The sequence below is a fragment of the Kitasatospora sp. Ki12 genome, from assembly GCF_054601375.1.
Map to the genome: position 1 here is coordinate 280,347 of NZ_BAAIHT010000004.1, position 26,043 is coordinate 306,389.

The window sequence follows — 26,043 nt, forward strand, 5'->3', positions numbered from 1 at the left end:
CGGCGCGCCGATGTCCCCGCCCTCGGCGTCCTCAAGGTCGCCACCGCCGACCGGCTCCAGCGCCCACTGCGCCCGCATTCGCCGGCTTCAAACCGCTCGCCCCGGATCGAGGCCTGCCCGAAGAACTGCCCGAGCGGACGCGTGCAGCCTACGACAGGGTGAAGGGAGGCATCCACAGCCCGACCTGGATCGGCTGGGCGGAGCTGGAGGCAGTGGACTGGGACGAACCGGCCGAACGCGCGGACGAACGGGTCCACATGTACGGTCCCGGCCCGAACGGGACCCTCGTCCTGCGCGCGAAGTCCTGTACCGACCACGCCGGCCGTGTCGAGGGCGACGAGTGGACGGTCGGCGACTGGCTCTACCGCATCGAACGGCTGACCCGGCGTGACGCCATCCCGTCGGACGGTCCGTGGGCACCGGTGTTCACGGTGATGCGCACCCTGGCAGAGCTGCACGGCTCCAAGAACGTGAGGCTCACCGTGTGGTTCGACTCCTGACACCACGACCGCGACTCCGTGGCACTCCTGACGGCCGGTCGGTAGATTCCTCCGGGTGCGTCCGATGCGCCCTGCCGCGGGCCGGGCCGGGCCCACATCCGCGAACGTGAACCACCTCGCCGAAGGAGTGCACGTGACCCACCCGAACACAGCACCGCAGCCCTACGACGACGGCATGCTCGACGTCGGCGACGGCCACCAGGTGTACTGGCAGGTCCGCGGCACGCCCGGAGGCAAGCCCGCGGTCGTCGTCCACGGCGGCCCGGGCGGCGGCTTCGCCCGGGGCGGATACCGGAGCTTCGACCCGGCCGGCTACCAACTGGTGCTCTTCGACCAGCGCGGCTGCGGCGACAGCACCCCGCACGCCGGCGACCCGGCCACCGACCTGCGGCACAACACCACCCAGCACCTGATCGCCGACATGGAGAGGCTGCGCGAGCACCTGGGCATCGAACGCTGGCTGCTCTACGGCTACTCCTGGGGCTCGGCACTCAGCCTGGCCTACGCCCAACAGCACCCGGAGCGGGTGTCCGAGATCATCCTGGCGGCCGTCTTCGGCGGCCGCCGCCGCGACATCGACTGGCTCTACCGCCAGGCCGGACGCTTCTACCCGGACGAGTGGGAGCGGTTCGTCGCCGGGGTACCCGGCGCCTCACCCGACGGCGACGTCCTCGACCTCCTCGGAGGCTACGCCCGGCTGATGGAGGACCCGGACCCGGAGGTCCGGGACAAGGCCTCGCTGGACTGGTCGGCCTGGGAGGACGCCCTGCTGTCCCACGAGACACAGGGCAAGGCCGGGGTGTTCACCGACCTCCCCGCACGCGAGCGGACGGGCCTCACCCGCCTCTGCGCGCACTACTTCTCCAACGGGCTCTTCCTCGAGGACGGCGCGCTCGTCCGCGGGGCCGCCCGGCTGGCCGGGATCCCCGGCGTACTGGTGCACGGCCGCATGGACCTCAACGGGCCGCTCGAAGCCGTCCGGGAACTGACCAGGGCCTGGCCGCAGGCCGAGGTGAAAGTCGCCGAGGACGCCGGGCACCTCGACAGCGAGACCAAGGTCCAGCACATCCGCGACGCGATCGCCCGCTTCGCCCCCCGCTCCCAACCCGCCGCCTGAGCCCACCCCCACGCCCCGGCCCCGACGACCACCGCGACCCGCTAGCGTGGCCGGCGTGATCACCGCCGACACCCTGCTCACCCGCCTGCACGCGCTCGCCGACCGGGTGCCCTTCGACCTCGCGCTGCGCCCGGGCGCCGCACCCGGGGTCCCGTGGGGCCTTCCGCTGCCCGCCGTCGAGCGTGAACTGCTCGGCGCCATCGGCGGGTTCACCGTTCCGCCGGTGGAGTTCGCGCTCACCGGGCATCCGCGCCAGGGGAGCGGGCAGGGGCTGCCGCAACGGCGCTGGGTGGTCTCCGACGACGGCGGTGGCGGGCTGACCTGGGTCGACGTCGCGGCCGACGGAGGGTGGGGCCAGGTGCTGATGCGGTACCGGGAGGGAGGGCTGTACGTCCAGGCCGGTTCGCTCGCCGAGTGGCTGGACCGGCTGGTCACCACCGCGGAGGAACTGGTGGACGACCCCGGCTTCGACGAGGGGGTCCAGCCGTACGCCGACGACTTCTGGGACGCCCTGTACCCGGACGGCCCCGACCTGCCGCTGCCCGTCGCGGCGGCACTCCGCACCCCCGGCGCGGACCCGGTGGTGGCCGAACTGGCCGCCAGGGTCCCGGACACCGCACCGGTCGCCGACCTGCGCGGCGCCCCGCCGGGGAGCCGGGCCCGCTTCGACCGGGTCTGCGGACCGTACCGCCTGGAACGTGCGGCCGGCGGGGCCGTGTTCGCCGCCGTCCCCCGGGAGGACTGACAGCCCGGTCGGCGTGGGGCGCCCGCCGCCGGGCAGTGCCGACGGCGGGTCCTGGCGGTACCAGGGGTCAGTTGTACTTCTGCAGGTACCAGCTCTGGTAGTCCTTCTGGTTGCAGTCGACGGACCGGAAGCCGAGCTCGCTGTCCGTCGATGCAGCGGCCGGTGTGCTGGTTCATCAGGGAGTAGATCCCCGCTTCCTGGAGCTCGGAGGCGTGGACGGCGCTGGGGGAGACGGGGGAGACGGGGGAGGTCGGCGAGGCGGCGGAGGCGCGGGCGAATCTCCACGCCGGGGCAGGACCGCTCCGACGCGTGCGCTGGTACGTGTTCCGTCCGTGGTCGGACTGTGTCGCTGGTGGGAACGTCCGGTAGGAGTTCCCGTGTCGATCGTTCCGTGGCCAAAATGTGCCTATTCAGTAATCTTGGCTGGTTATCGTCCCCGCTCAGGATCTGGCGATGGGCCAGGCCCGCAGCGGGCGGCCACGGTGCCGCGCCGCGCTCCCGCGTACCTCCTGGATCAGGCTCCAATGCGTCTCTCTCCTCCCGCCGTCAAGCTGCTCTCCGCCATCGCTCTGCCGCTCGTCCTGACGGCCTGCGGGCCTACCTCCACCAAGTCCGCCGCCCCCGCCGCCCAGACGGCCGCCTCCTCGCCCGCCGCGACGAAAGCCGACGCCTCCTCGCCCGCCGCGACGAAAGCCGACGCCTCCTCGCCGGCCGCGACGAAGGCCGCGGGCCCGAACGCCGGCCTACTGACAGGCACCCAGCTGAAGGCCCTGCTGGCGCCCGCCACGTTCTTCCCGTCCGGCTTCGACGTCGACTCGGCCGGCTCGCGCGACACCGGCGACACCTACACCCAGCCGACCGCCGCCGACGTGCCCACTCCGGACTGCACCCGGCTGGGCGGCACGTCCTGGACCGGCATCACCGGGATCACCGGTGTGTCGTTCGCCCAGAACGACTACGTCAACAAGAACACCTCCGCAGAGATCGCCCAGGAGATCGACGTCTACCAGGGCGCCACCGCCCAGACCGTGATCGGCGCGCTGGGCAAGCTCGCCCTGGCCTGCCCGTCCTTCGCCGACGCCCAGACCAGCAGCAAGACCAAGGTCACCGAGACGCCGCTCGCCGGCCTGGGCGACGAGGCGTACACCATCACGGTGACCGACTCGGCCTGGCAGAACGGTGACACCCTGATCGCGGCCCGGGTCGGCACCTCCGTGGTGACCGTGCTCGCCAACGACGGCAGCGACAACGGCGCGGCCACCGCCAAGAAGCTGAGCAGCCAGCTGGTCTCCGGGCTCAAGGCCAAGGCCTGATCCCTGGACCCGCCCCGGGCGGCGATCAGCGCACCTTGAAGGCCCTGCCCAGAGCCGGGAAGGGCCTTCAAGGCCGGGGCGGCGCGGCCAACGAAAAGGCGAACTCCCGAAGGCGGCGTGGGGCGGTGTCCTGCCAGGGCTGATACGGAAAACCCGTTGCCCTGGGGCCCGTTGGCGCTGATAGAAAGGGACATGGACGACGAAATCATTCCCCCGGTCGAGCGGATGCTCGCGGAACGCGCCTGCGAGCGCATCATCGTGGACTTCATCCACCGCCTCGACCTCGGCGACCCGGGCTCGGTGGCCGAGCTGTTCACCGCGGACGGCTTCTGGCACTGGCCCCACGGGGACCGGCGCGTCGAGGGACGCGAGGCCCTGCGCCGCTACTTCGCCTCCCGCCCGGCGGACAGGCTGTCACGTCGCCTGATGACGAACATCCTGGTCACGGTGGAGTCCGGGTCGAGGGCGCGGGCCGTCTCGTACCTGACGACGTACCGGGTCGACGGCTACGCGGGCGGAATGATCGAGCCCAGGCTCCCGGCCAATGTCGGCCACTACGAGGACACCTTCCACAAGATCGACGGCGCCTGGCTCCTCGCCGGCCGCACCGTCTTCCTCCCCTTCGGCGCCGGCACCGAGCGACTGTCCGCCCCGGATGCGTCACGTGTCTCATGACGCACCCTTGCGGTCCGGCGACCGAAGGCGACCGAAGGGGCGCCGGACCGCGGTGATCGGTCAGGGCCAGGTCCTCACGCGGCCGGCGGGCCCTGCGGGCGCCCCCGTCAGCGCCGGAGGCCGAGCAGCCCGGCCGTCCCGGTGCGCTGGTTCCAGGCGATGACGGCCAGCGGCACCATGAAGAGGAACGGGGTCCCGGCGTTCTCGCCGTGCATCGCGGTGAGCTGGGTGACGAACGCGAACGCCAGGAAGACGATGAGCGCCGTCGCGGCCGGCCCGGCCAGCCGGCGGACCAGCAGGCCGACCGCCCCGGCGAGCTCCACCAGCCCGGTCAGGTACATGAACCAGTGGCCCCAGCCGATGGCGTCGAAGACGGTGGTGGCGGCGGGCAGCGCGAGCAGCTTGGGCAGCGCGCTGGCCAGGGCGAAGAAAAGCGCGAGCAGGATCCGCAGCGTCCAGACCGTCCGGACGGCGGCCTGGCTGGACTTCACGGCGGTGGCGGTGCTGGACATCTCAGGTCTCCCCGGCTCGGTTGGCGTTGCTTTCCCTGCTTTGACCGCCGCCGCCACCCGAACTCATCGGTCCGGAGAGAGGGAATTTTCCCGGGCGCCGTCGGAGGAGGAAGAGGAGGGAGGGAAATCCGCTGGCGGGCGGCGGGCGGAGCCCAGCAGGATGCCGCCATGACGACGAGCGGAGCCCCCGGAACGGCGGCCGAAGCGGTGCGCGAACTGCGGGGGATCGCCCACGAGTGGGTCGACGGCCGCCACGCCGAGCCGCAGACGCTGATCCGGGCCGCTCTGCGCGCCCTGGTCGCCGGTGTGGACACGCCGTCTCTGTGGCTGCTCGCCTGGCTGCTCAGCGGCGAGGAGGACCAGGCCCCGGGCCTGTTCGACCGGGTGATGGACGAGCTCGGGTTCGGCCTGCGCCCGCTCGGGGAGTACGGGGACTACTGGCAGGGCCGGCTGGCGCTCGCCCGCTGGTGGGCCGCCGAGATCGTCGGCGGATGGCTCGACCCCTTCGAGGGGGCCGGGTTCATCATCGAGAACGTGGCCGAGGCGTACGGGGAGTGCGAGGAACTGGCGCCCATGGTCGACGCGGTGGTGGCGTCCATGGGCCGTCCCGACTCGCAGCCGCCCGCGGAGGAGGCCGCCGAGCGCCTGACCCGGGCCGCCCGTGAACTCCTGACCCGCATCCCGTCGTAGGGCCTGCCCGCCGCGAGGCCGAGCGGCGTCCTGCAGGCGCGAGGCCGGGCCCGGGACGGGACGCGGAAGGGGTCCGGCACCTGGGCAGGTGCCGGACCCCTTCCGACAGTGGAGCGCCAGGCCCGGATCGCACGGACTCTTCCTACTGAAAGTAGGACGTGCTCTGGTAGCACCGCTGACGCCTGACGAGGACTCACTGTCCCTCGCGACAAGAAGAATATTAGCAGCTCACCGACCGTGCACCGCCCACGGTGACCGGCGCCCCGGCCGGGGCGCTCCACCCCGCCGCCCCGCCCGGCGGGGCCAGCGAGTGTCAGGCCAACGTCCGGTCAACGTCGTTCCCCGGCTCCCTCGTGACCGGCACCCTGGTGTGCGGACGAAGAAGGGGCGCACCGCGGAGCCGTCCTGGTGTCGACCCCACGGACCCTGCCGAACCCGCCGACCCCCGGAAAGGCCGCCATGCCCGTGAAGACCGCCATACCCGCAAAGCCCGCCGAGGCTGCCAAGCCCGCCAAGCGCAGGAACCTCGTGGTCGGGGCGCTGATCGGCGCCTCCCTCCTCGCCGGGATCGCGGACACCGCGGCGGCGAGTCCGGCCGCCGCGGCCTCGTGCTCCTACACCGGCCGCTACGGGACGCAGGACATCCGCACCTCGCAGGGCGAGTACGTCGGCTTCGTGGAACTCCTCTACGCCCCGGCCTGCCGCAGCGTCGAGGCGCACTTCCACGTCGACTCCACCTTCACGTCCCACCACTCGGGCTGGAACGTGGACCTCTCGCTCTACAACAACAAGGCCGCGCCCGTCGCCGTCAGGAACGTCTCCAGCGGGAACTCGTCCTTCCCGGACTACACGACTCCGCCGTCCTCCATCGACGGGTACCCGAGCATGCAGTTCACCGCGTTCCTGGGCTGGGTCTACAACACGTGCTCGATCGACGAGGGCTCCGCCTGGTGGGACTTCCGCACCGGAACGCCGTCCCCGAACACCTGGGGAAGCTACCGGTGCTGACCGGGCCGTCGCCCACGGTCTTCAGTCCATCGCCCGAACGCCGCAAACCTACTCACCTGGGGGAACGATGAAACGCGCACTCCACGCACTCACCCGCTCCGCTACCGCGCTGGCGCTCGCGACCGGCGGCGTCATCGCGCTCGGCGCGGGCACGGCCCACGCCGGCACCAACTGCTCCGACTACCTGTGGAGCAACTACGCCACCGAGTACCGGGTCTGCCTCACCTACAACGACCCGACCCACGCCACGGTCTCCTGGTCGGTGAACACCAGCTACTCGAAGACCGACGAGCGTTTCCACCTCAAGGTCGTCAGCAACTGCACCGATCAGGACATCTGGACCGACTGGAACGACTGGTCGCAGGGCAGCCGGAACAACGGCGGCGCGAGCATCGGCTGCGGCATGGGCATCATCGGCGGGGTCGAGATCGAGCTCTACCCGACCGAGTCCGGCAACTACAGCGGCCCCACCGCCTCGGCCTGAGGGGACCCGCCGTGAAGAAGACCACCACCGGCCTCGCCGTCCTCGGCCTGGCCGCCGCCGGTGTCGTGGGCCTGGGCGCGGGCACCGCGCACGCCGACCCGCCGCTCTGCTCCACATGGGGCGGCAGCCGCTACGGCGCGCCGTACCAGGTCTGCGTCACCTACTCCGGCCCCCAGGACGCCCTGATCCACTGGACCGTCAACGCCAGCCGCACCAGCACCGACGAGCGTTTCTGGCTCCGCGTCGCCAGTGCCTGCGGCGACCGCCTCGACACCGACTGGAACGACTACCAGGACAACGGCATGAACGTCGGCGACGCCTGGGTCCACTGCGCCTCGGGCGGCTTCGAGGCGTCCCTCTACCCGACCGAATCCGGCCTCCGGGACGGCCCCGTCGTCCGCGCCGGGTAGCACCCCCCGCCCCGCCGCCCCGTGCCCCCGCCCCTCCGCCCGGAGAGCCGGGGGCACGGGGCCAGCCGTGTCCGGGCTCGGCCGCCGTCGCGCGGGTCCGCTTCGGCCGCTCGCCGGCTCCGCTGCTCCCCGGCTCCGCCGGCCGGGTCCGGCCCGCCGGTCCGGACGTCCACGGGTCATGACGGACGCCCGCGGAACCGCCAGTTGTGCACCTCGATGTCTGACGTGGACCCCACCCGGCGCCGGATCACACTCTCGCACCACAGGCCCGCCGGCCGGGCGCGGAGGAACTCCGGTGACGATCGAGGGTGGGGCGACGTCCGCCGGCGGCACCGTCCTCACGGCCTGGTCGGCGTGGAAGTAGGTAGGTCGGCAACCACGACAGATGGTCAGCTCGGGGCACCGCGGCACGCCGCACGGGGCCGGGGTCGATATGCGGAACTCGGCAACCCGGATTGGACACGGCGGCCAGGACGGACCTGGCATCCTGTGGGTTTTCGCCTCCCTGTCGATGTGCGCCTTCGATTCGAAGGTGCATTATGGACGGCATGCCAGCAACGCAACGAGAAGCCAAGCGGCCACAGTTCGAACTTCGCTGGGGTGGAATGCACTTGACCATCCAGCGCATCCCTCCGTGGCTCATCACGGCGACGGCAGCAGGAGGTACGGTCTTCACGGCCTGGTGGGCACGGAAGTGAGTCAGGGGCCGACGGCGAAGGCTCCGAAGGCGGCCGCTGTCTTTCCCCGGTTCTTCGGTGGCCATCACGGGGCTGCCTGGTGAGTCTCGGACCGGCATCCCCTTGCGGGTCTTCCATCCGATCAGGGCAACTTCCGAAGGGGCTTGTGCAGGACGGTAGGCCTCCAGCCGAACACGAGCGGGGTGCCGTATTGCGCATCGCTGCCTGCGCCCCGGCGACGCGTTCCTTGATCGACAATGCCTCCGTCTCGGTGGCGAAAGCGAACTGATTGAGCATCATCCGGTTGGCCGGGTCGAGTGGGTTCCGGTAATCGAACGTCTGCATATCGCCGCCGACCCCCTGCCGGTGTGGGGCTGCAGCAGGTGGGCGACGACCCGGGCGGCTCGGGTGTCGACGGTCGTTTGATCTGACAGGCATATCGTCCGCTCAATACGGCCGAACGGGTTGCCTGTACGCGGTCGTGGACACCCGCCGGCCGCTCCTCAGTAGCTTGGTGCGTGCACGCCCCGGTGGGTGGGCGCGGGTTCGGGAGGAGTGCACACCATGCGCAGATTGTCGATCATCGTGGCGGCGGTCGCGGGGGCCGTCGCCCTCGCCCTGGGGAGCAGCGCCGTGGCGGGACCGCCGGGGCCGCGGCTCGCCGCGCGCTACCTGAACATCCACCAGTGCGTGTACTACGGCCCCGGCGGGCACTACACCAACCTGCTGCCGAACACCGCCGAGACGCCCTTCAACACCGGGACGAACGTCTCCAGCACGCCGGACACGGCGCTCTCCTGCGGTCCGGGGGGCGGGGGCTGGAAGCCGGCGCCGGCCAACTCGGCGGTGAAGGCGTTCGACCTCGCCGCCGGCCGCTACCTGAACGTCCACCAGTGCGTGTACTTCTCGGCCGGCCAGCACTACACGGCCGTCCTGCCGAACACCCCGAACGTCAACTTCAACACCGGCACCAACGTCTCCGACACGCCCGACACCGCGCTGCGGTGCAGCCCGGGCGGGGGCGGCTGGACGCTGACGCTCGCCAACTCCGCCGTCAAGTCCTTCGACCTGGCCGGCAGCCGCTTCCTCAACCTGCACCAGTGCGTGTGGACATCGGCCGGCATGTACTACATGGGCGTGCTGCCGAACACCCCGAACGCCAACTTCAACACCGGCACCAACGCGGCCGGCACGGCCGACGCCGCTCTCAACTGCCGCCCCGGCGGCGGTGGTTGGTCGCTCGACCCGCTGGACTCGGCCCTCCGCCCGCTGGGCGGCTGAGCCGGGAGGGTACGCGCGGGGCCGCGGTCCGCGGGGCCGGTCGCGCTCGCCCACCGCCCGGACGTCGCCGTGGTCGAGGTCCGCCTTCCCCCGGCCTTCACCGACGAGGGCATCAGGGCCCCACACCCCACCCGCGACCGCCGCCGTCGCCGCCGTCGTCGCCGTTCAAGGAGGGCGACCCCTGGGTCTGACGCCCCGCCGGGCGGCCGGAGCCCGGGCCGCCGCCCCGCTGCGCGGCTTGTCGGTGCCGTGGTCTACGTTCCCGGACATCCACGATTTCGGGAAGTGATCGAATGTCCTACGACGATGACGAGTGCGAGTACGGGTTCATGCCCGCGCTGACCACGGTCCTGGCCGATCCGCCAGAGGGTGTGCGGGCCCTCGACGGCTGGCGGATCGAGCGGCTCGGTCTGATCCGGGGAGCCGCGGGCGACGGCACCGTCTACGACCCGCTGGGGCCGGAGGGCGGGGGTTTCCCGATGCGGCCCGGCGGTACGCCGGTCTACCTGATCGCCCGCGAGGACGCACCCGGCGCCCCGGTTGCCGTCCTGGTGCACCCCGGCGAGACCGTCCCGGTCCGGACGCAGGACTGGGGCGACCGCGTGGCGACCCCGTCCGGCCTGGCCGTGGTGCACGCGAATCCCAGTACGACCTGGATCGAGCCGGGCGCCGGGATGCTCAAGCGCGCCTGGGCCGCCTTGCACGCCCGCGCCGCCGAGGGCGACAGCTGGAGGCTGGAGAACCTCCGCGAGATTCTCCAGCGTGCCTCGGTCGACCCGGCCGACTGGCCGGTGGAGCCGGTCGAGGGCGACTTCGCCAACGACTGGCTGATGATCCCGGACGAGGACGGCACCGGCACCGTGCTGGGCGTCCTGGCCGACCCGGACGGCTCCAACACGACCGATTGCCTGGACGCCGAGGGCAACACGGTGGCGATCCTGCTCACCCTTGAGTAGGACGATCCTGCTCACCCCGACTGCCCCGCGCCGGTGCGCGAAGCCCGCGTCGCCCTGACGGGCCGTCGGGTTGGACCGGGGGCTCCCGGCCTCGTCAGGCCGGCCCGTCGTTCGAGGGTGTGGTGGGGGAGCTGCCCGGACCGGGGGCGGGCAGCGGCCAGGCGGGGTGGGCGAGGTGGCGGTGCAGGGCGTCGAGCCGGGCGAGGTGGGCGTCGAGGGCGGCGTTGACGGTGCTCGTGGTGGTGGTCACTCGCCCTTCGAGGTCGTGGATCCGGTTCAGGAGGTCCTGCCAGCGCCTTTCGGCGGTGGCGGCCGGGTCAGGAGCGTCGGCGGTCGCTGTCATCGCGGAGCAGGGTGGTGTGGTGGGTGAGGGCGTCGAGGCGGGTGGCGAGATCGTCCTGGCCGGTGCCGAGGTGGGGGCGGACGGCGGCGAGGGGCGCTATGAGGTCGGCGGGGTCGGCGCTGCCGAGGGCGGTGGTGAGTGCGGCCTGGGCGGTCCGGGCACCGGCCGGCAGGCCGGGCACGGCGGTGATCCGGGCGGCGAGGACCCGTAGCTCGGCGGCGTTGTCGCGGGCCCAGGCGGTGACGGTGCGGTCGGCGGCGCGGCGGTCGCGGACGGCCTTGACGCGTTCGGCACCGGTACCGGCCCCCGTCGTGCTGCTGGCGGGCTTGAGGCGGAGGTAGCGGTTCTCCGCGGCCTGGCGGCTGGCGACGCCCATGGGGCGGGCGAGGTCGGCCCAGGTGGCGCCGGCCTCCCGGGCGGTCTCCACCAGGCCGGCTTCCCAGCCGGCGAGCTCGGCGCGCAGCTCGCGCAGCAGCACCAGGGCGGCCAGGGCCTGCTCGGGGCCTTCCTGGGCATCAGGGGCGGCCGGGGGCCGGGACGCGGGGTTCCGGGCGGTGCGGACGGCGTCGTCGATGGCGGCCAGCGCCGCCGCGGCCGCCAGGAACGAGGCGGGCTCGACCGGCAGGGGAGAGTCGGCGGCGGCTCTGCGGGACTTCTCACTCATGCGGTCACTCTATAGGCGACACGGCTACTTGTCATCGGACGGATGACGCGCTAGAAAGGTGTCAGACGAAGCGCACTGGCACCCGTTCGATCAGTGGAGGTGTTTCGCGATGCTGCTGCGCACTGACCCGTTCCGCGAGCTGGACCGTCTGACCCAGCAGTTCCTGGGCAACACGGGAACCTGGTCGCGTCCGGCACCGATGCCGCTGGACGCCTACCGGGCCGGCGACGAGTACGTCATCTGCTTCGACCTGCCCGGAGTGGACCCGGAAGCGATCGACATCGACGTCGAGCGGAACATGGTGACCGTCAAGGCCGAGCGCCGGCCCCGCCAGGAAGGCGAGGGCGTGAAGTGGGAGCTGTCCGAGCGCCCGCTCGGCGTGTTCTCCCGCCAGGTCATGCTCTCCGACACCCTCGACCCCGCCGGGATCACCGCCGACTACGACGCCGGCGTGCTGACCCTGAAGATCCCGGTCGCCGAGAAGGCCAAGCCCCGCAAGGTCGCGATCAGCCACAGCGGCGACCGCAAGCAGATCCGGGCCTGACCGGCCCCCGACGCCGTTCCGGCCGCCCCTGATCTCTCCCCCTCGGTCGAAGGGGCGGCCGGAACACCCCCGGGCAGGCCGCCCTCGCCCGGACCGGCCTGCCCCCAGCGACGCGCAGACGCCATGAACGGCCAGAGCGACCAGCCCTTCACCGTACGGGCGAACGGCGAGATCGACCTCGACACCGCCCCCGTGCTGCGCCGCGCCCTGGCCGCCGCGCTCGAGTCGCACCGGGAGGTGGTGCTCGATCTGTCGGAGGTGACGTTCATGGACTGCGCGGGCCTGGGCACCCTCGTCCAAGCCCGCAACCAGGCCGACCGCAGCGGGGGGCGCCTGGTCCTGCGCGGGGCCGGGCGCCGTGTGGTCCGGCTGCTCAAGCTCACCGGTCTGCACCGGCGCCTGGCCGTCGACCCCTGACCGGGCACCGTTCGCACCGGCTCCTCGGGATGGAGGGAGAACCGCGATGACGCTTCGATGGGAGGCGTTCCTGGACGAGGTCCGGGAACGCGGCGAATACGACACACCCCAGGAGGCCGAACGGGCCGCCCGGGTCGTCCTGGCCCTGCTCGGCGCCCATCTGGTCGGCGGCGTGCGCGCCGAACTGGCCGCCCGCCTGCCGGAGACCATGGCCCTGGTCCTGCTCAACCCCTTGCAGGCCGCCGAGCCGCTCAGCCCCGAGCGCTTCGTGCGCGCGACCGCGGCCTGGATCGAGGGCGCCACCGAAGCCACGGCCCTGTGGGACATCGGCGCCGTCCTGTCCACGGTGGCCGACGCCGCCGGCGACGACCTCACCGGGCGTGTCCTGCTCCAGCTGCCGCCCGGCTACGACCTCCTGTTCGGCCGGCCCCAGCCCGGCCACCGCCCCTGAACCCGTCCGCGCCGCCCGCCGCGACCGCCCGGTCGGCCCCGCCCCGGAAGGCCACCGCCATGACCCGGTACCGCCTCCTTCTCCAGCAGGTCCGCACCCTCGGCCGCTACACCACCGACGAGGAGGCCGAACGCGTCCTGCACGCCGTCCTGGCCGTCCTCGGCAGCCAGCTCACCGGTGACGAACGCTGCGACCTCGCCGCGGCCCTGCCCGAGCGGGCCCGCGCGGTCCTCGCCTCGCAGATTCCGCTGCCCGAGCCGGTCGCCGCCCCGGCCTTCGTCGAAGCCGTCGCCCACGTCCTGAACACCAGCCTCAGCGGCGCCCGCTGGGACACCTCCTCCGTCCTCGCCGCCCTCGCCGACCTGGCCGGCGACCGGCTGACCGACCGGCTTCTCGCGGACCTGCCCCGCGGCTACGCCCTCCTGTTCGGCCGAGCCGACCTCATCACCGCGGCGTGACCCGGAACCGGATACGGGCCGTCACCGGCACTGCGGGCGCCAGCCCTTCCATACCCGCCTCCCTGTGCGGTGTCGCTCGTTTCCTCGGGTGCGCGGCGGCGGCTCGGGGGGGTTGCCGCCGCCGCGCGCAGCGGGAGGCTACCTCACTCGCCGGCACCGCAAAATCTATGCGCGCCGGAGTAGACATTGCCCGTGGGCGGGTCTAACGTTTCTCTCGTAGACAGCAGTCGGCGATACCGGCCAGACACGAACTGGCCGGGGTTGTTGGACAGAAGTTCGCAGTTCGGTCCGGCAGCGGAGTTCCGAAGCCAGCAGGTGCAGGACGGCGACGGGGCTGGCTGCCGGGCCGGGCGGCCCGCAGGCATCAGGGGCCGCCACCAGCGGTACCCGTAGTACGCAGTTCAGCAGGTGCACTACCAGCAGTACCAGCAGTACGAAACCGACAGTTCAGTACAGAGGATGAACGGAGGGCGCAAGCGCCATCAGGATCGCCCGGCCCGTGAACACTCACCCGGGCGGACACCGCAGACCCCAACGCAAGGACGGTGGTTTCCGGTCACGCATACGCGATCCCCGCACACCCCCTACCCCGGGGTATTGCGGAAGTAGAAGGACCGGCCCAGGCCGGTAGATGGTGTTGTTCCCCTTCGGGGCCCCGGAGCCGACACGGCCCCGGGGCCCCTCGACGCGTTCTCCCCGAGAACCAGAGAGGTGCAGTGACTACAACGGCCAGCCCCGACACACCCGACACAACCGACAAGCTCGACGACGACGACTACCCCGCCTACACCATGGGCCGCGCCGCCGAGATGACCGGCACCACCCCGGGCTTCCTCCGAGCCCTCGGCGAACACCGCCTCATCACCCCCCTGCGCTCCGAAGGCGGCCACCGCCGCTACTCCCGCTACCAACTGCGCATCGCCATGCGCGCCCGCGACCTCGTCGACCAGGGCACCCCCATCGAGGCCGCCTGCCGCATCGTCATCCTCGAAGACCAACTCGAAGAAGCCCTGCGCCTCAACGAACGACTCCGCCGCTCCCGGCACGACCAGGAGCCCACCGCGGACACCTGACCGGACCGGCAACCCGGCCCACAGCCGCGGGCGGAGCCTATGGACAGGTTCTGCGGGCTCCGTCGCGGCGATGGCCGGCCCGTACATCCTGCTCGCTGCCGTGAAACGGCAGGCGTGCCGACAGAGCAACCGACCCCGTTCCCCGAGCGACACCGACAGCGCGTCGACCCACAACCCCTCGAAAGGTGCCCTCACCCCACCTGCCACCGCTGCGGCCGGAAACCGGCCGGCCGCTCGCCGCGCCGCCGGCACGGCGACGGCGTCGACCGTGGTACTCAACACCCCATGCCGATGAAGCCTCCCGACCCCGAGGGCCGTCCGTCCCTGTTCGGACGGCTGCGCCGCAGGGTCGGCCGTTCGTCGGCCGGACGCGGATGGAGACGGGGCAGCGCCCTCGAGCTGTGGCAGCGGTCGCTGGGCTTCGCGGCGCTCGGCTTCCTCACCCTCGTGCCGCTGCTGATCGTCATCTCAGCGGCCGACCCGGCGAACGGGCAGGGCTTCGCACAATGGCTGGGCGAAGGACTCGGCGTGGCGGCGCCCTCCAGGAACAAGATCGAGCAGCTGATCGCCCTGCCCGGCCAGACACTGCGGACCACCACGGCGTTCAGCCTCGCCGCACTCGCCGTCTTCGGACTGTCGTTCGGGGCAGCGGTGCAGACCACCTACGAGAAGGTCTGGGGCCTGCCACCGGGCCGCTGGTGGGCCAGGTGGCGGCACGTCGTGTGGCTCGCCGCCCTCATCGGCCTTCTCCTGCTGTCCGCGATCACCACCTTGTGGCGTCGGACCCCGCTCGGCGGCGGCGCCGCGGCGCTGAGCGCCATCCTGTTTCTCTGGTGGTCGCAGCGGTTGCTGCTCGGCGGAAGGGTCCGCTGGAGCGCCCTGCTGCCCGGCGCCGTGGCCACGACCGTCGGCCTTCTCGGCCTGAGGGTCTTCTCCCGGCTCGTCTTCTCGCCGCTGATCGCCACCAACACCCTCGCCTACGGACCGATCGGCACCGTCCTGGTCATCCAGTCCTGGCTGGTCGGCGTCGGCGCCGTCGTGTACGGCGGCGCACTGGCCGGCCGGCTGCTCCACGGCGAATACCCCCGCGTGGTAGGTGCGCTGAAACGACGAAGGTGAGGCCGGGCCGTCCCAGAGAGCACCCCACCCCACCGGGAGTCCGGTCCGTCAGAGGCCGTCCAAGGCCTGACCGCCGTCATCCCGCAGCACCTCCCCGCCCGGCCGTCGATCCACCACGATCCGGGTTGGGAATGCGTCCGGCACCGAATCGCCGTCCGGGAGGCCATGGGGAAGGTCTGCGGCGTACCCATGGCGAGGCCACCGGGGCACAGTCGGGCTCCTCCTTCGCTGATGCGAATCGCAGTGAACACGGGAACCACCCGAGTCCGGTTCCCTGGCCGCCGGCAGCCAGCCGGCTGGCGTGGACGGGCTGACCGTCGCAGACGTCGAGCGACAGATCGGGGTCTTCGGGTTCCTGCACAACCTGCGAGCCGAGTTGAAGGACGGCTCGTTCCGGCCGTTGCCTGTTCGGGAGCGCGAGATCCCGAAGCAGGGCGGTTCCGGAAAGGTCCGCAGGCTGGGGATTCCCACCGTTGCGGACCGGGTGGTGCAGGCCGCGCTGAAGCTCGTGCTGGAGCCGATTTTCGAGGCCGACTTCAAGCCGGTCTCCTACGGCTTCCGGCCTTTGCGGAGGGCGCATGACGCTATCTCCGAGATCCATCTGTTCGGCACCGAGCGGTACCAGTGGGTGCTGGATGCCGATATCGAGGCGTGCTTCGACTCGATATCGCGCTCGGCCTTGATCGACCGGGTGCGGAGGCGGATCAAGGACAAGCGCGTGCTGACGCTGGTCAAGGCGTTTCTCAAGGCCGGGGTGATGACCGAACACGGCCGACACGAGGACTCCGACACCGGTACTCCGCAAGGCGGCATCCTGTCACCGCTATCGGCGAACATTGCACTGTCCGAGCTCGATGAGCACGTGATGGGGCCGTGGCAGCCGGGTGGGACGATGTCGAGCGAGAAGCGGCGCGAGCGGCGGCGTCAGAAAGGACTGCCGAACTGGCGGTTGGTGCGTTATGCCGACGATTTCGTCGTCATGGTGCACGGTGTCAGGGAGGACGTCGAGACGCTGCGCGAGCAGATCGCCTCACCGACCGTGCGCCGGCCGTGGTGGGCGGTGTCCCCGGCGGGCGCTCCACCCCGCCGTCCCGCCCGGTGGAGCCCGCCGAGGCTGCTTCACCCTCGGGCGGCTCGACCCGAAAGTCCACACGCCGGCCTGACTCTCTATCAGGTCCTGGGTCTCCTCCAGGACCTGCTGAAGGCCTGGACCGGCGCGGAGTGGCGTCTTCCCGTGGCCGTGCCGGCCGTGGGGCCGGTGCGGGGGCTACGAGAAGAACTGCAGGGAGGATGCCTTGTCGTTCCAGGAGCTGTCGAGGTTGCCGTACCCCCACGATCGGATCGCCAGCTGTCCGCCCGCGTAGTCCGCGTGTTCGTAGAGCACCGCCGGCAGGTTGGTGTTGTTGTAGTACGAGCTGGCTGCATCATTGAAGTTATAGGCACCCAGGTAGGACACGTTCGAGCGGGTGACCAGCATCGGGGCGCTGCCGCCCCCGTTGTAGTTGGCGTCCCGGTAGAGGCACAGTCGGCCCGACGGGCAGCTGCCGGTGCCCTGCCCGTTCGTGAGGTAGGTGTCGGCGGCCAGGTCCGCCGTCTGTACCGTCGGGACGGCGTACGCCGGCACCGTCAGCAGTCCGGCCGCCAGGGCCGCCACCCCGGCGGCACGTACGAATCGCGACTTCATGGGAACTCCTCGACGTTCGTGGATCGTGAGCGGATCGAGCCTTCGGACATTTCCACTTCGTCGGCGAAACCATGGGCGACGTCACCCGAACGGCAACTCACAGTATTCGTTCGCAAGCCAGGAATGGTCAATGTCCCGGAAGTGGATGCGCCTCGGACGACGGCGCACCCGGCACAGCGCGCGCGGCCCAATGCGCCTCAGCCGCCCACGGCTCCTTGGCGCTGCCCGGGAAGCGCTCATGTGACGGCCGTTTGATCTGACAGGCATATCGTCCGCTCAATACGGCCGAACGGGTTACCGGTACGCGGTCATGGATACCAACCGGCCGCTCCTCGTAGCTTGGTGCGTGCACGCCCCGGCGGGTGGGCGCGGGTTTCGGGAGGAGTGCGTCATGCGCAGATTGTCGATCATCGTGGCGGCGGTCACGGGGGCCGTCGCCCTCACCCCGGGGAGCAGCGCCGTGGCGGGGCCGCGACGGGGACCGACTCGTCGCGGCCCCGCCGCAACGTGCAGGCGAGCGGCCCGGGAAGACCGCCCGGTGCGAGATCGCTCCGGCCGCCCTCGACGGGCAGGTCCGGGCGTCACCGGCCCCAGCACCCGCCGCTGCTCCCGCTGCTCCCGCTGCTCCCGCGGCGCCCGCAGTGTTCGGCGGTGGGCGGGACCAAGCGGTGATAGCGCCCGGTCCTCGGCGGCGCGGGGTTCGTCTCGCCTTCGCGGAGGGGAGGGGCTTCCGGCCGCCCCGGGCAACGGGGAAGGGGCCAGGTGAGCGGCCTCCGGCCGTCCGAATGGCCCACGGGAACGGCGCTCAATTGGATACCCCTCGGAGGCATACCTGCTGCCTAGTCTCGGAGCACACGATGCGCCGCCGGTACGGCGCGCACGCCAACGGGAGGGAAACACCATGCGCGAGATCAGCATCGGACTGGCCGTCAGATCACCCTCCCCTCGCGCCGTTTCGCGATCAACGCTGCCTGGTCGGAGCTGTCAGTGACCACGGTCGACCGGCCCGTTCAAGTCGGGCACGCCGTCCCCGCGGAGCCGGGAACCTTGAGGGCCATGGCCCGGACCCGGCCCGTTGTCCGCCGCGGCCGGGTCATGGGCCGCCGGCGGAGCCGCGGTTGCGGCTGTCCCGCCAAGGTCGCGGCGGTCTCGATCCCTTGCCGGATCGCGTCGCACACCGCGGCCAGGCGGCGTGGGACGGAGCGGGGCCGCCGGGTGGGACGGAGCGGGGGTGTTCGCCCTCGTGGGCTTCGGGCATCGTTGCGGACGGCGAATCACGCTCATCCGACGACGCGCTCGCCGTGGCGAGTCCGATCACGACCTCCGGCATCGCGTCCGCGGCGGTGGGCGTTCCCCACGTTCCCCACGTTCGTCATGGGGCGACGGGCAACGAGGCGCCTCGCCAGGAGCGTCCGGCCGCGCGCGGGGATCCACACCGTTCAGCTGCCCCTGTCGGGTACGGGCGTCGTCACCGTGGACGGCATGGCCCTGCCGTCCCCGCGGAGTACCGCCGGCCCGGGCAGCCGGGTCTCGATGACGTGGAACGGCGAGGCACGGAACTACGTCCTCACCATTCCGGGCTGGGTCGTCGCGCAGGCCCTGGAAGCACACAGGGGTAAGTCCTCCATCGCTTCGGGGAGCTCCGACCCCGTGCTCGACGAGCAGGACCCGCTGGCCGGCGCGTGGATCGAACTCGTCCGGGGATTCAACGAGTTCCTCGCATCGCCGTCGACTCGCCGCTCTCCGCTGGGAGCACGGCACGTCGAACAGCTCCCGATCGACGGCCCACCGGACGCCCGACACCACACTCAGAGCGGCACCCTGACGGCCGGCGACTCGGCCGCCGCCCTGCCACCCGCCGTACGCCGGGCCAAGGCGTTCTGTGAGGAACACGTGCACGAGGCCGTCTCGGTGGCGGACATCGCCCTCGCCGCGCGCGCCAGTCTGCCGAGCCTGAGAGAGGGTTTCCGCACGCACCTGAACACCACGCCCCGGGCGTATCTGCGCCAGCTGCGGCTCGACCACGCCCATCGCGACCTCCTCGCCATCGCCGGCGGCCAGGCGCAGGGCACGGTGACCGACGTGGCCTGCCGCTGGGGCTTCACCCACCTCGGCCGCTTCAGCGCGGCGTACCGCAAGTCCTTCGGACAGCCGCCGTCCGAGACGCTGCGCCGAAGCCGTCGAGCAACCTGAGCGACCCAGCGACCGAGCAACCTGAGCGACCCAGCGACCGAGCGACCCGAGCGGCCGCCCGTCCGGGTGTGTAAGAGCCTCCGCCCCGCTCCGCTATCCACAAGACGGGAAAACCCGCCACCACGAAAGCGGATAGCGGCGTGATCACGATCCGGAGAGGCTCTTCCCCGGAACGCGGCGGCCGGAAGCAATCGACCGGCCGTCGGCACCAGCACACGAATCCGAGCCAGCGCTCACACCACCCTGGAAGGGACACCTCCGTGACCATCAAGTCGCGCATCGCCAAGGCCGCCGCCGCGACCGCCGTCGCCGGCGCCGCCCTGTTCACCCTGGTCGGCACCGCCCCCGCCGCCCAGGCCGCGCCGTCCGGCTGCAACGCGGGCGGCCTCTGCGTGTACTGGAACGCCAACTACGGCGGCGGCGTCCAGACCGTCTACCAGGACAACAACGACCTCAGCCAGTACACCAACTTCGCGCACAGCCAGGGCGGTTCGGCGTTCAACAACGGCAACAGCTGCAACGTCGTCGTCTACGCCGACAAGAACGCCCAGGGCCAGGGCTGGATCCTCTACCGCGGCCAGGGCTGGACCCTGATCGGGGACAACCTGCCCACGATCCTCTCCAACCGCTGGTGCACGGTCTGATCCAGTGATGAAGACCAGGACCACCCTCGCCCTCGCGGCGGTCCTCCTGGGCCTCGGTGCCGCCGGATGCTCCTCGTCCGGCGGCACCACCCCGCCCGGGGCCCTGCCGCGTCCCTTCGGCGGCGTCACCCACTACGACGAGCGGCAGCGCGCCGCCCTGCACGACGCCGAAGAAGTCCTCGTCACCGGATGCATGCGAGAGCGCGGCTTCGCCTACCGCCCCCAGGGCCTCGTCACCGGCGACCACCGCGTCGACGCCAACCCGTACGGGCTGCTCAGCGGCGACCAGGCCGCCGACGACGGCTTCGGCGTGATCAGCACGGCGCTGAACCTGAAGCAGGCCGCCGACCCCAACCAGGACCACGACGCCGACCAGGCATGGAAGGCCGCCCTGCTGGGGACGGACGCGCACCAGGTCACCGTCGACCTGCCCGACCACCAGCAGTTCTACTACAACAGCGACTCCTGCCTCACCCAGGCCCGCGACACCCTCTACGGCCCCGACTACTTCCGGCTGTTCAACACCTTCCAGGTGCTCAGCAACAAGGTCGTCAGCGGGGTCCAGGCCGACGGCCGGTACACCACCGCCGAAGGCCACTGGCGTGACTGCATGTCCTCAGCCCACCAGAGCGCCGCCCGCCTGGCGGACCCGGTGGCCGTGATCGACCAACGGGTGAAACAGGACGGCGGCGACCCGGCGAAGACCCACGACCTCATCGGCGGCGAGCTCTCCCTCGCGAAGACCTCGGCCCGCTGCCAGGACCAGGCCGGCCTCGCCGCCACCGTGGAACAGATCCAGTCCGACGTCGAGAAGACCGTGCTCGGCACCGACCAGCCCCTCCTCGACCAACTCCGCGGCCTGCGCCGGCAAGCCCTCGCCCGCGCGAGCCACCCGTCCCCGACCGGTACCCGCTGACGGCAGCACCCCCGCCCGTCCCCACCGGCAACCGACCAGCGGAACCCCCAGCAGCGGACCACCCGCCGCCCCTACCGGCCACCCCGCACCCGAGAGGCGAATCCGCCCGGCCCAGCCCAGCCCAGCGCCCGAACCCGGGCCCGGAAACCGCCCCCGTCCCGGGCCACCCGGGCCCGGAAACCGCCCCCGTCCCAGGCCACCCGGGCCATCCGGGCCTGCGCTACCCGGCCGCGCCCTCCGCGACGGCCTTCTGCGCGTCGGCGACGTGCCGGCTGACGCCCTGCGCGAACGTCGCCAGCTCCTGCGGGTGCGCCGCGATGTACTGCCGGTCGTAGGCGGCCTGGACGGCGACCGCGATCCCCATGAAGTTGGTGGACCGCTTGCAGGCGTCGTCGGCGGCCGCGGTGGCGAGCTCGGCCGGGGTGTGGGCGGCGGACGCCGCGGCGCCGTGCGTGCGGTCGCGCCAGCGCGGGTCCATGTAGGCGTCCGCCGGGGTGGCGTAGGTGAAGCCGTGGTCCTTCATGCAGCTGCTCCACTGCCGGTCGGCGGCCACGACGCGAGGGTCCGTCAGGGGCTCCTTCGGCCCGCCGCCGGGCAGGGCGGAGGGGTCGGAGCTCAGGAGCACCGCTCCGCCGACGGCGTCCAGGCCCTCCTGGAGGCAGCCGCCCTTGGGGACGGCCCGGCCCTGGAAGTCCGTGACGGGGGTGCCGGCCGCGTCCCGCCCGGTGAGTACCTGCATGGTGGCGGCGGAGGTCGGCTGCCCGGTGCCGGTGGCCACGACGGCGTCGTATCCGGTGGTCGCGACGCGGTCGGGGGCGAAGTACCCGTAGAGCTGGGACCGGACGTCCCGGTCGGCGGGTTCGGCGCGGGCCGGGTCCGGGCCGGGAGGCTCCGTGATGCCCAGCCGTCGCAGGCAGAGGGCGCTCGTCAGGTAGGCGGCCCGTTCCACGGTCCGGGTCTGCGCCGTGGTGGGGAGGTAGACGTCGATCGGGCGCACCACCTGGCCGACGCCGGTGATGGTGGGGATCTCGCCCAGCTGCGGGGGAGCGGTGCGGGTGCCGCCCGTGCCGCAGCCCGCGAGGGCCGTCAGCAGGACGAGCGTCAGGGCCGAGGTCGTGGAGCGCTTCATTTCCGTCCTCCGGGAGCGGGCGCGGCGGAGCGGCACCCGCCACGGGCGACCGCGGGTCGGTGGCGGGTGCCGGATTCACGGACCGGTGGGGCCGGGGATCACGTCCAGTTCGGGTTGTCGATCTCCAGCGCGTAGGTGATCACGCCGCCGAGGTAGCCGGTGGACTGACCGGGCTTCAGCTTGATGACGCCGCTGGAGTTGTAGAAGGCGGCCCAGTTCCAGTTGGTCGACTCGTAGATGACGTGGTCGATCTGGCCGATCCCGAACAGGCTGCTGGTGTTCTTGTAGCCGATGGAGCCCGCGGCGCAGAAGTTGCCGTTGCCGCTGGTGGTGACCGTGAGCCCGTTCGTCGGGCAGCCCACTCCGCCGATGGCGTTCGCCGGTGCCGCCACGGCCACCCCGGCCAGGGCGAGGCCGGCGGTGGCGGTGAGGGTGAGGAGCTTCCTGCCGATCTGCATGGGGAATCCTTCGGTCGAGTATCGGGATGTCGAGGCGCCGGTGTGATCGCGGCCCATGGAGAGAATGGCCGTCGGACGCAACGGCGGCGCGAGCCGCCCGGCCGGAGCCGGACAGCCGCGAAACCACCCCGAAGTTGTACGGAACACGACATGTTCACCGCCGTCGGCTCCCGGCCCACCAGGGGAAGGGGGACGATCGAATTGCGCTTCACCGCGTACGGCCCGGCCCGTCATCGTCTTCGAGGAGCTCTCGCCCCTGGTGCCGGCCGTCTCGGGGCTGGGAAGTGCGCGGGCCGGTGGTGGCATGACGAAGCCGATGCCCTGCGTGATCATGAACGACCGGGCGTTGGGAGCGTTGTGGTCGAGGAAGTCCAGGGTGGAGAGCCACAGATCGTGGGCGGCCCAACGCCGTAGCCTCACGGCCTTGGTCTTCGGGCGTTCGGGGCCCGTTCACTCGGGGAGGCCAGCCCGGTCCGGCCGTTCGATCGTCTTCCGTCCCCGTTCGGGCTCCGCCTGGATGCCCGGGGCCGGGGGCCGCCCCACGGTGTGAGCGTTGGGCGGGTGCGATGCGGAGAGTGAGGGCGGATGAGACACGAACGAAGCGGCGGACGGTGGCGCGGCCGGGCCGGACGGGCCGTGGCGGTGCTCGGCCTGGCGCTGCTGGGAGCCGGTACCGGGTTCGGCACGGCACCGCCGCCGGCGGAGGCGGCCGTCCGTGCGACCCGCACCACCACGGTCGTCCTGAACAACAACAGCGACCTGCCGCTGGTGCTGACCGGGGACAACCTCGACCACGGCTGCTGGACCCACGAGCCGCCCGCCCGGATCGAGCCCGGCGCGAGCGGCAGCTGGAAGTCGGAGTCCTGTGGCGTCGCCACCGGCACCGAGGGAACCGCCTTCTTCCGGATCGACAACGGCAAGGGCCCCGACCTGCGCATCCACTGGGACAACCCGTTCATCGGATCCAACAGCTACAGCGAGACGGTCCCCGCCGGGTACACGATGCCCCGCGACGGCGGTGGCGGCGGCGACGCCACCGCCACCTACACCTTCGACTGCAACTCGCGGATGTGCGACGGGATCCCCGACGACTGGAAGCTCCACGGGGTGACCCTCGACCCCGGCGACGGCAGCGGGCCGCAGTTCATCGACCTGCCCGCGATGGGCGCCGACGTGAACCGGCCGGACATCTTCGTCCACGTCGACTGGATGATCAACACCGCCCACAGCCACCAGCTCGACCCGCAGGCGGCCAAGCTCCTCGTCGACGCCTTCGCCAACGCGCCGTACCAGCGCAGGGGAGCTGCCGGCCCGGGGATCAACCTGCACATCGACGCCGGCCCCAGCAGCGTCATGAACCAAGCCACCGGGCAGACCTGGGGACCGCTGAGCCGGGCCCGGCCGGTCACGCACGCCACCAACCTGGGCAGCTGCGACGGAGACGGCAGCTGTGAGAACGGCAGCAAGTACCAGTGGAACGACTTCTACGACATCAAACGCGCCCCCGGCGGCTTCGTCAGCTCCGGACGCGCGTCGGTGTTCCACTACGCCCTGGCCGCCCACCAGCTCGCCCTCGGCAGCACGGCCATCGGCAAGGCCCCCACCGGCACCACGGACTTCGTGCTGGCCCTCGGGTCGCAGACCAACCAGGTCGGTGACACGAACACCCAGGCCACCGACCTGATGCACGAGCTCGGCCACAACCTGAGCCTGCAGCACGGCGGGAACGAGGAGATCAACTTCAAACCGCAGTACTTCAGCGTGATGAACTACCTCTACTCCGGCGACGGCCTGCCGCTCGGCAACAACCGGTACCTCGACTACTCGCGGGTGGCCACCACCCTCGACGAGAACATGCTGGACGAGAGCTTCGTGCCGCCCACCGGCAGCCGGCGTTACGACATCAAACGCAACTGCGGCGGCTCGTTCATCGCCGCGGCCGTCGGCAAGGCCGGCTACATCGACTGGAACTGCAACGGCAGCCAGGACCCGGGGCGGGTCCCGGTCGACGTGAACAAGGACGGCGTGAAGAGCTCCGTGCTCAACGGCTACGACGACTGGGCGCACCTGAAGCTGACCGGCGGATCGATCGGGGCGTCCAACACGCCCGGGCTTCCCGAGCCGGAGGAGATCCACGAACCCGACGCGCGGGTCTTCCAGCAGATCCAGCCGGTGGACACCGTCGCGCCCGTCACCACCGCCACCGCCGACCCGCCTCCGAACGGCGCCGGCTGGAACAACGGGGACGTCGCCGTCAGCCTGAGCGCCACCGACGACCTCAGCGGGGTCGCACGGACCGAGTACAACCTGGACAGCGGAGGCTGGACCAGTTACACCGGCCCGGTGCCGATCACCACCGCAGGCGTCCACACGCTGTCCTACCGCTCCGTCGACCGCGCGCAGAACACCGAGGACGCCAGGGATCTCATGGTGCGGATCGACCGGACACCGCCGGTCACCACGGCCGCCCTCGGCTCGACCCCCAACCCGGCCGGCTGGATCACCGCCGACGGGCACGTCACCCTGACCGCGCTGGACGAACCGGGCGGCTCGGGCGTCGCCAGCGTCAGTTACCGGACGAGCGGCGCCCAGACCACCCCGGAGACCACCGTGCCCGGCGACACGGCCGCTCTGACGATCACCCAGGAGGGCGAGACCGTCATCACCTTCCACGCCACCGACCGGGCGGGGAACCAGGAGACCGAGAAGACATACACCGTCCGGCTCGACCGGACCCCGCCGAAGTCGGCCTTCACCACCGCGTCCGAGACGATCTTCGTGGCCGTCCCGGCGGGCGGGCCGCACGACGACCAGTACGTCACCGGCACCGCCGGTGACAACGCCTCCGGCGTCGACCACGTGGACGTCGTCTTCACCTCGAAGGTGCCCGGCCCGACGCTGGTGCAGCGCGCCGAGCTCAGCTGCACGGACGGCACGCACCGGCACTGCACCTGGCGGGTACGGCCGCCGTCCGGCCTCGGTATCTACCGGGTGACGTCCGCCGCCACGGACGTGGCCGGCAACGTCGAGACACCGCCGGGGCGAGGCATCAACGTGATCGTCGTCCGGACGTAGGATCCGGGGATCACGCGGCGCGGGCCCCCGGCGGTAGCCGCCGGGGGCTTGCCCGAACTCCCGCTTGAACGTCTTCGCGACGGCTACTCCGAGCCGTATCCGGTCCGGGCCGCCACCGTCGTCAGCGGCGCGTCCGACTCGCGCAGCAGCCGGGCCGTCGCGGCATACGGGAAGCAGGTGGTCGCCGGGGTGCTGCGGACGGTCCGGGCGGCCGCGGCGCGCCCGCCCGTCGTCGGCACCGGCGCGGACGCCTTCGAACGGACGTGGCGTTCGCCGAGAGGTACGGCATCACCCTGGACGACGAACGTCTGCGCTTCTACCTTCACCTCGACCCGCTCATCTGGGGCTGACTCCCCAGCCCGGAACCCCTCGATCGCGGACCGGCCCGTTACCCGGCGAAGCCCGCCGAGACACACACGCTGCCGGCGAACCCGTCGTCGTCGGCGGCACCGGGCAGTGCCCGCCTCCCCGGGGGTGCGCGGAGGCGTCCGGTGGAGCCGCCCGTGG

General features: G+C 71.8%; 27 protein-coding genes and 2 pseudogenes. 23 read left to right on the forward strand and 6 right to left on the reverse strand.

What is annotated here, in order from left to right; genetic code table 11:
- The first annotated feature begins 158 nt into the window (after positions 1–158).
- From ACYP53_RS40885 to ACYP53_RS40905, 5 genes are all read left to right on the forward strand, one after another.
- Entirely contained in the window at positions 159–500 is a 342-nt protein-coding gene (locus ACYP53_RS40885; RefSeq protein ID WP_459651171.1) for a hypothetical protein, read from the forward strand.
- Between the two features lie 133 nt (positions 501–633).
- Entirely contained in the window at positions 634–1,617 is a 984-nt protein-coding gene (gene pip / locus ACYP53_RS40890) for a prolyl aminopeptidase (protein ID WP_459651172.1), read from the forward strand.
- Between the two features lie 55 nt (positions 1,618–1,672).
- Positions 1,673–2,362 (forward strand): SMI1/KNR4 family protein, encoded by a 690-nt coding sequence (locus tag ACYP53_RS40895; RefSeq protein ID WP_459651173.1) that lies wholly within the window; start codon positions 1,673–1,675, stop codon positions 2,360–2,362.
- 524 nt (positions 2,363–2,886) lie between these two features.
- On the forward strand, positions 2,887–3,675 hold the full coding sequence (locus tag ACYP53_RS40900) for a hypothetical protein (protein WP_459651174.1): 789 nt from the start codon (positions 2,887–2,889) through the stop codon (positions 3,673–3,675).
- Positions 3,676–3,867: 192 nt separating this feature from the next.
- On the forward strand, positions 3,868–4,350 hold the full coding sequence (locus ACYP53_RS40905; RefSeq protein WP_459651175.1) for a nuclear transport factor 2 family protein: 483 nt from the start codon (positions 3,868–3,870) through the stop codon (positions 4,348–4,350).
- Between the two features lie 107 nt (positions 4,351–4,457).
- On the opposite strand, the gene ACYP53_RS40910 is transcribed toward ACYP53_RS40905, so the two are convergent.
- A complete protein-coding gene (locus tag ACYP53_RS40910; protein WP_189922812.1) occupies positions 4,458–4,862 on the reverse strand; it encodes a DoxX family protein in 405 nt (134 codons plus the stop codon).
- A gap of 168 nt (positions 4,863–5,030) precedes the next feature.
- Between ACYP53_RS40910 and ACYP53_RS40915 the strand changes: the two genes are divergently transcribed.
- The 6 genes from ACYP53_RS40915 to ACYP53_RS40940 all read left to right on the forward strand — a co-directional run bounded on the left by ACYP53_RS40915 (position 5,031) and on the right by ACYP53_RS40940 (position 10,368).
- Positions 5,031–5,552: a hypothetical protein gene (locus ACYP53_RS40915; RefSeq protein WP_459651176.1), complete on the forward strand. Its 522-nt coding sequence runs from the start codon at positions 5,031–5,033 to the stop codon at positions 5,550–5,552.
- Positions 5,553–5,960: 408 nt separating this feature from the next.
- On the forward strand, positions 5,961–6,560 hold the full coding sequence (locus tag ACYP53_RS40920) for a hypothetical protein (protein ID WP_459651177.1): 600 nt from the start codon (positions 5,961–5,963) through the stop codon (positions 6,558–6,560).
- 67 nt (positions 6,561–6,627) lie between these two features.
- A complete protein-coding gene (locus tag ACYP53_RS40925; protein WP_189922818.1) occupies positions 6,628–7,044 on the forward strand; it encodes a hypothetical protein in 417 nt (138 codons plus the stop codon).
- 11 nt (positions 7,045–7,055) lie between these two features.
- Positions 7,056–7,454: a hypothetical protein gene (locus ACYP53_RS40930; RefSeq protein WP_189922820.1), complete on the forward strand. Its 399-nt coding sequence runs from the start codon at positions 7,056–7,058 to the stop codon at positions 7,452–7,454.
- Positions 7,455–8,695: 1,241 nt separating this feature from the next.
- Positions 8,696–9,412, forward strand: coding sequence for a hypothetical protein (locus ACYP53_RS40935; RefSeq protein WP_459651178.1), 717 nt, complete (start codon positions 8,696–8,698; stop codon positions 9,410–9,412).
- A gap of 293 nt (positions 9,413–9,705) precedes the next feature.
- Complete coding sequence (locus tag ACYP53_RS40940) at positions 9,706–10,368, forward strand: hypothetical protein (protein WP_459651179.1); 663 nt, start codon at positions 9,706–9,708, stop codon at positions 10,366–10,368.
- Between the two features lie 94 nt (positions 10,369–10,462).
- On the opposite strand, the gene ACYP53_RS40945 is transcribed toward ACYP53_RS40940, so the two are convergent.
- Together ACYP53_RS40945 and ACYP53_RS40950 are read right to left on the reverse strand one after the other, a co-directional pair.
- Entirely contained in the window at positions 10,463–10,711 is a 249-nt protein-coding gene (locus tag ACYP53_RS40945) for a hypothetical protein (RefSeq protein WP_189922826.1), read from the reverse strand.
- On the reverse strand, positions 10,686–11,375 hold the full coding sequence (locus ACYP53_RS40950; RefSeq protein ID WP_189922828.1) for a type III effector protein: 690 nt from the start codon (positions 11,373–11,375) through the stop codon (positions 10,686–10,688). The genes ACYP53_RS40945 and ACYP53_RS40950 overlap by 26 nt, the downstream gene beginning before the upstream one ends.
- 109 nt (positions 11,376–11,484) lie before the next feature.
- Here ACYP53_RS40950 and ACYP53_RS40955 point away from each other — a divergent pair, with 109 nt between their 5' ends.
- The 7 genes and pseudogenes from ACYP53_RS40955 to ACYP53_RS40985 all read left to right on the forward strand — a co-directional run.
- Positions 11,485–11,919, forward strand: a complete 435-nt coding sequence (locus ACYP53_RS40955) for an Hsp20/alpha crystallin family protein (protein ID WP_354644735.1) — start codon at positions 11,485–11,487, stop codon at positions 11,917–11,919.
- Between the two features lie 123 nt (positions 11,920–12,042).
- Positions 12,043–12,336 carry an STAS domain-containing protein gene (locus ACYP53_RS40960; RefSeq protein WP_459651180.1) on the forward strand — a complete coding sequence of 98 codons (294 nt, stop codon included), beginning with the start codon at positions 12,043–12,045 and terminating at the stop codon, positions 12,334–12,336.
- A 46-nt stretch (positions 12,337–12,382) separates the two neighbouring features.
- A complete protein-coding gene (locus tag ACYP53_RS40965) occupies positions 12,383–12,787 on the forward strand; it encodes a DUF2267 domain-containing protein (RefSeq protein ID WP_459651181.1) in 405 nt (134 codons plus the stop codon).
- Between the two features lie 59 nt (positions 12,788–12,846).
- The gene (locus ACYP53_RS40970) at positions 12,847–13,245 is read left to right on the forward strand and encodes a DUF2267 domain-containing protein (protein WP_459651182.1); all 399 of its coding nucleotides are present in this window, start codon (positions 12,847–12,849) and stop codon (positions 13,243–13,245) included.
- A gap of 716 nt (positions 13,246–13,961) precedes the next feature.
- The gene (locus ACYP53_RS40975; protein WP_189922845.1) at positions 13,962–14,318 is read left to right on the forward strand and encodes a MerR family transcriptional regulator; all 357 of its coding nucleotides are present in this window, start codon (positions 13,962–13,964) and stop codon (positions 14,316–14,318) included.
- 285 nt (positions 14,319–14,603) lie between these two features.
- Positions 14,604–15,437, forward strand: a complete 834-nt coding sequence (locus tag ACYP53_RS40980; RefSeq protein WP_459651183.1) for a YhjD/YihY/BrkB family envelope integrity protein — start codon at positions 14,604–14,606, stop codon at positions 15,435–15,437.
- A gap of 301 nt (positions 15,438–15,738) precedes the next feature.
- Positions 15,739–16,452: pseudogene (locus tag ACYP53_RS40985) on the forward strand (reverse transcriptase domain-containing protein); the annotation flags it as partial.
- A gap of 252 nt (positions 16,453–16,704) precedes the next feature.
- Here ACYP53_RS40985 and ACYP53_RS40990 read toward each other — a convergent pair.
- On the reverse strand, positions 16,705–17,121 hold the full coding sequence (locus ACYP53_RS40990; RefSeq protein ID WP_189922847.1) for a peptidase inhibitor family I36 protein: 417 nt from the start codon (positions 17,119–17,121) through the stop codon (positions 16,705–16,707).
- Between the two features lie 1,482 nt (positions 17,122–18,603).
- Between ACYP53_RS40990 and ACYP53_RS40995 the strand changes: the two genes are divergently transcribed.
- The 3 genes from ACYP53_RS40995 to ACYP53_RS41005 all read left to right on the forward strand — a co-directional run bounded on the left by ACYP53_RS40995 (position 18,604) and on the right by ACYP53_RS41005 (position 20,874).
- Positions 18,604–19,314: a helix-turn-helix transcriptional regulator gene (locus tag ACYP53_RS40995; protein ID WP_459651184.1), complete on the forward strand. Its 711-nt coding sequence runs from the start codon at positions 18,604–18,606 to the stop codon at positions 19,312–19,314.
- A gap of 260 nt (positions 19,315–19,574) precedes the next feature.
- Positions 19,575–19,958 carry a peptidase inhibitor family I36 protein gene (locus ACYP53_RS41000; protein ID WP_229929053.1) on the forward strand — a complete coding sequence of 128 codons (384 nt, stop codon included), beginning with the start codon at positions 19,575–19,577 and terminating at the stop codon, positions 19,956–19,958.
- A 7-nt stretch (positions 19,959–19,965) separates the two neighbouring features.
- Entirely contained in the window at positions 19,966–20,874 is a 909-nt protein-coding gene (locus ACYP53_RS41005; RefSeq protein ID WP_459651185.1) for a hypothetical protein, read from the forward strand.
- A 220-nt stretch (positions 20,875–21,094) separates the two neighbouring features.
- On the opposite strand, the gene ACYP53_RS41010 is transcribed toward ACYP53_RS41005, so the two are convergent.
- Positions 21,095–22,003: a hypothetical protein gene (locus ACYP53_RS41010; RefSeq protein ID WP_459651186.1), complete on the reverse strand. Its 909-nt coding sequence runs from the start codon at positions 22,001–22,003 to the stop codon at positions 21,095–21,097.
- Positions 22,004–22,101: 98 nt separating this feature from the next.
- Positions 22,102–22,461 (reverse strand): hypothetical protein, encoded by a 360-nt coding sequence (locus tag ACYP53_RS41015; protein WP_459651187.1) that lies wholly within the window; start codon positions 22,459–22,461, stop codon positions 22,102–22,104.
- 585 nt (positions 22,462–23,046) lie between these two features.
- On the opposite strand from ACYP53_RS41015, the gene ACYP53_RS41020 reads away from it, so the two are divergent.
- Entirely contained in the window at positions 23,047–25,536 is a 2,490-nt protein-coding gene (locus ACYP53_RS41020) for an OmpL47-type beta-barrel domain-containing protein (protein ID WP_459651188.1), read from the forward strand.
- 257 nt (positions 25,537–25,793) lie between these two features.
- Positions 25,794–25,886: pseudogene (locus ACYP53_RS41025) on the forward strand (APH(3'') family aminoglycoside O-phosphotransferase); the annotation flags it as partial.
- Positions 25,887–26,043 lie beyond the last annotated feature (157 nt).

Bases quoted from the DNA above. Each gene is read 5' to 3' on its own strand.
- ACYP53_RS40900 (WP_459651174.1), top strand. From the start codon at position 2,887: ATGCGTCTCTCTCCTCCCGCCGTCAAGCTGCTCTCCGCCATCGCTCTG.
- ACYP53_RS40905 (WP_459651175.1), top strand. From the start codon at position 3,868: ATGGACGACGAAATCATTCCCCCGGTCGAGCGGATGCTCGCGGAACGC.
- ACYP53_RS40910 (WP_189922812.1), bottom strand. From the start codon at position 4,862: ATGTCCAGCACCGCCACCGCCGTGAAGTCCAGCCAGGCCGCCGTCCGG.
- ACYP53_RS40915 (WP_459651176.1), top strand. From the start codon at position 5,031: ATGACGACGAGCGGAGCCCCCGGAACGGCGGCCGAAGCGGTGCGCGAA.
- ACYP53_RS40925 (WP_189922818.1), top strand. From the start codon at position 6,628: ATGAAACGCGCACTCCACGCACTCACCCGCTCCGCTACCGCGCTGGCG.
- ACYP53_RS40935 (WP_459651178.1), top strand. From the start codon at position 8,696: ATGCGCAGATTGTCGATCATCGTGGCGGCGGTCGCGGGGGCCGTCGCC.
- ACYP53_RS40940 (WP_459651179.1), top strand. From the start codon at position 9,706: ATGTCCTACGACGATGACGAGTGCGAGTACGGGTTCATGCCCGCGCTG.
- ACYP53_RS40945 (WP_189922826.1), bottom strand. From the start codon at position 10,711: ATGACAGCGACCGCCGACGCTCCTGACCCGGCCGCCACCGCCGAAAGG.
- ACYP53_RS40950 (WP_189922828.1), bottom strand. From the start codon at position 11,375: ATGAGTGAGAAGTCCCGCAGAGCCGCCGCCGACTCTCCCCTGCCGGTC.
- ACYP53_RS40955 (WP_354644735.1), top strand. From the start codon at position 11,485: ATGCTGCTGCGCACTGACCCGTTCCGCGAGCTGGACCGTCTGACCCAG.
- ACYP53_RS40960 (WP_459651180.1), top strand. From the start codon at position 12,043: ATGAACGGCCAGAGCGACCAGCCCTTCACCGTACGGGCGAACGGCGAG.
- ACYP53_RS40965 (WP_459651181.1), top strand. From the start codon at position 12,383: ATGACGCTTCGATGGGAGGCGTTCCTGGACGAGGTCCGGGAACGCGGC.
- ACYP53_RS40970 (WP_459651182.1), top strand. From the start codon at position 12,847: ATGACCCGGTACCGCCTCCTTCTCCAGCAGGTCCGCACCCTCGGCCGC.
- ACYP53_RS40980 (WP_459651183.1), top strand. From the start codon at position 14,604: ATGCCGATGAAGCCTCCCGACCCCGAGGGCCGTCCGTCCCTGTTCGGA.
- ACYP53_RS40990 (WP_189922847.1), bottom strand. From the start codon at position 17,121: ATGAAGTCGCGATTCGTACGTGCCGCCGGGGTGGCGGCCCTGGCGGCC.
- ACYP53_RS40995 (WP_459651184.1), top strand. From the start codon at position 18,604: ATGGCCCTGCCGTCCCCGCGGAGTACCGCCGGCCCGGGCAGCCGGGTC.
- ACYP53_RS41005 (WP_459651185.1), top strand. From the start codon at position 19,966: ATGAAGACCAGGACCACCCTCGCCCTCGCGGCGGTCCTCCTGGGCCTC.
- ACYP53_RS41010 (WP_459651186.1), bottom strand. From the start codon at position 22,003: ATGAAGCGCTCCACGACCTCGGCCCTGACGCTCGTCCTGCTGACGGCC.
- ACYP53_RS41015 (WP_459651187.1), bottom strand. From the start codon at position 22,461: ATGCAGATCGGCAGGAAGCTCCTCACCCTCACCGCCACCGCCGGCCTC.
- ACYP53_RS41020 (WP_459651188.1), top strand. From the start codon at position 23,047: ATGAGACACGAACGAAGCGGCGGACGGTGGCGCGGCCGGGCCGGACGG.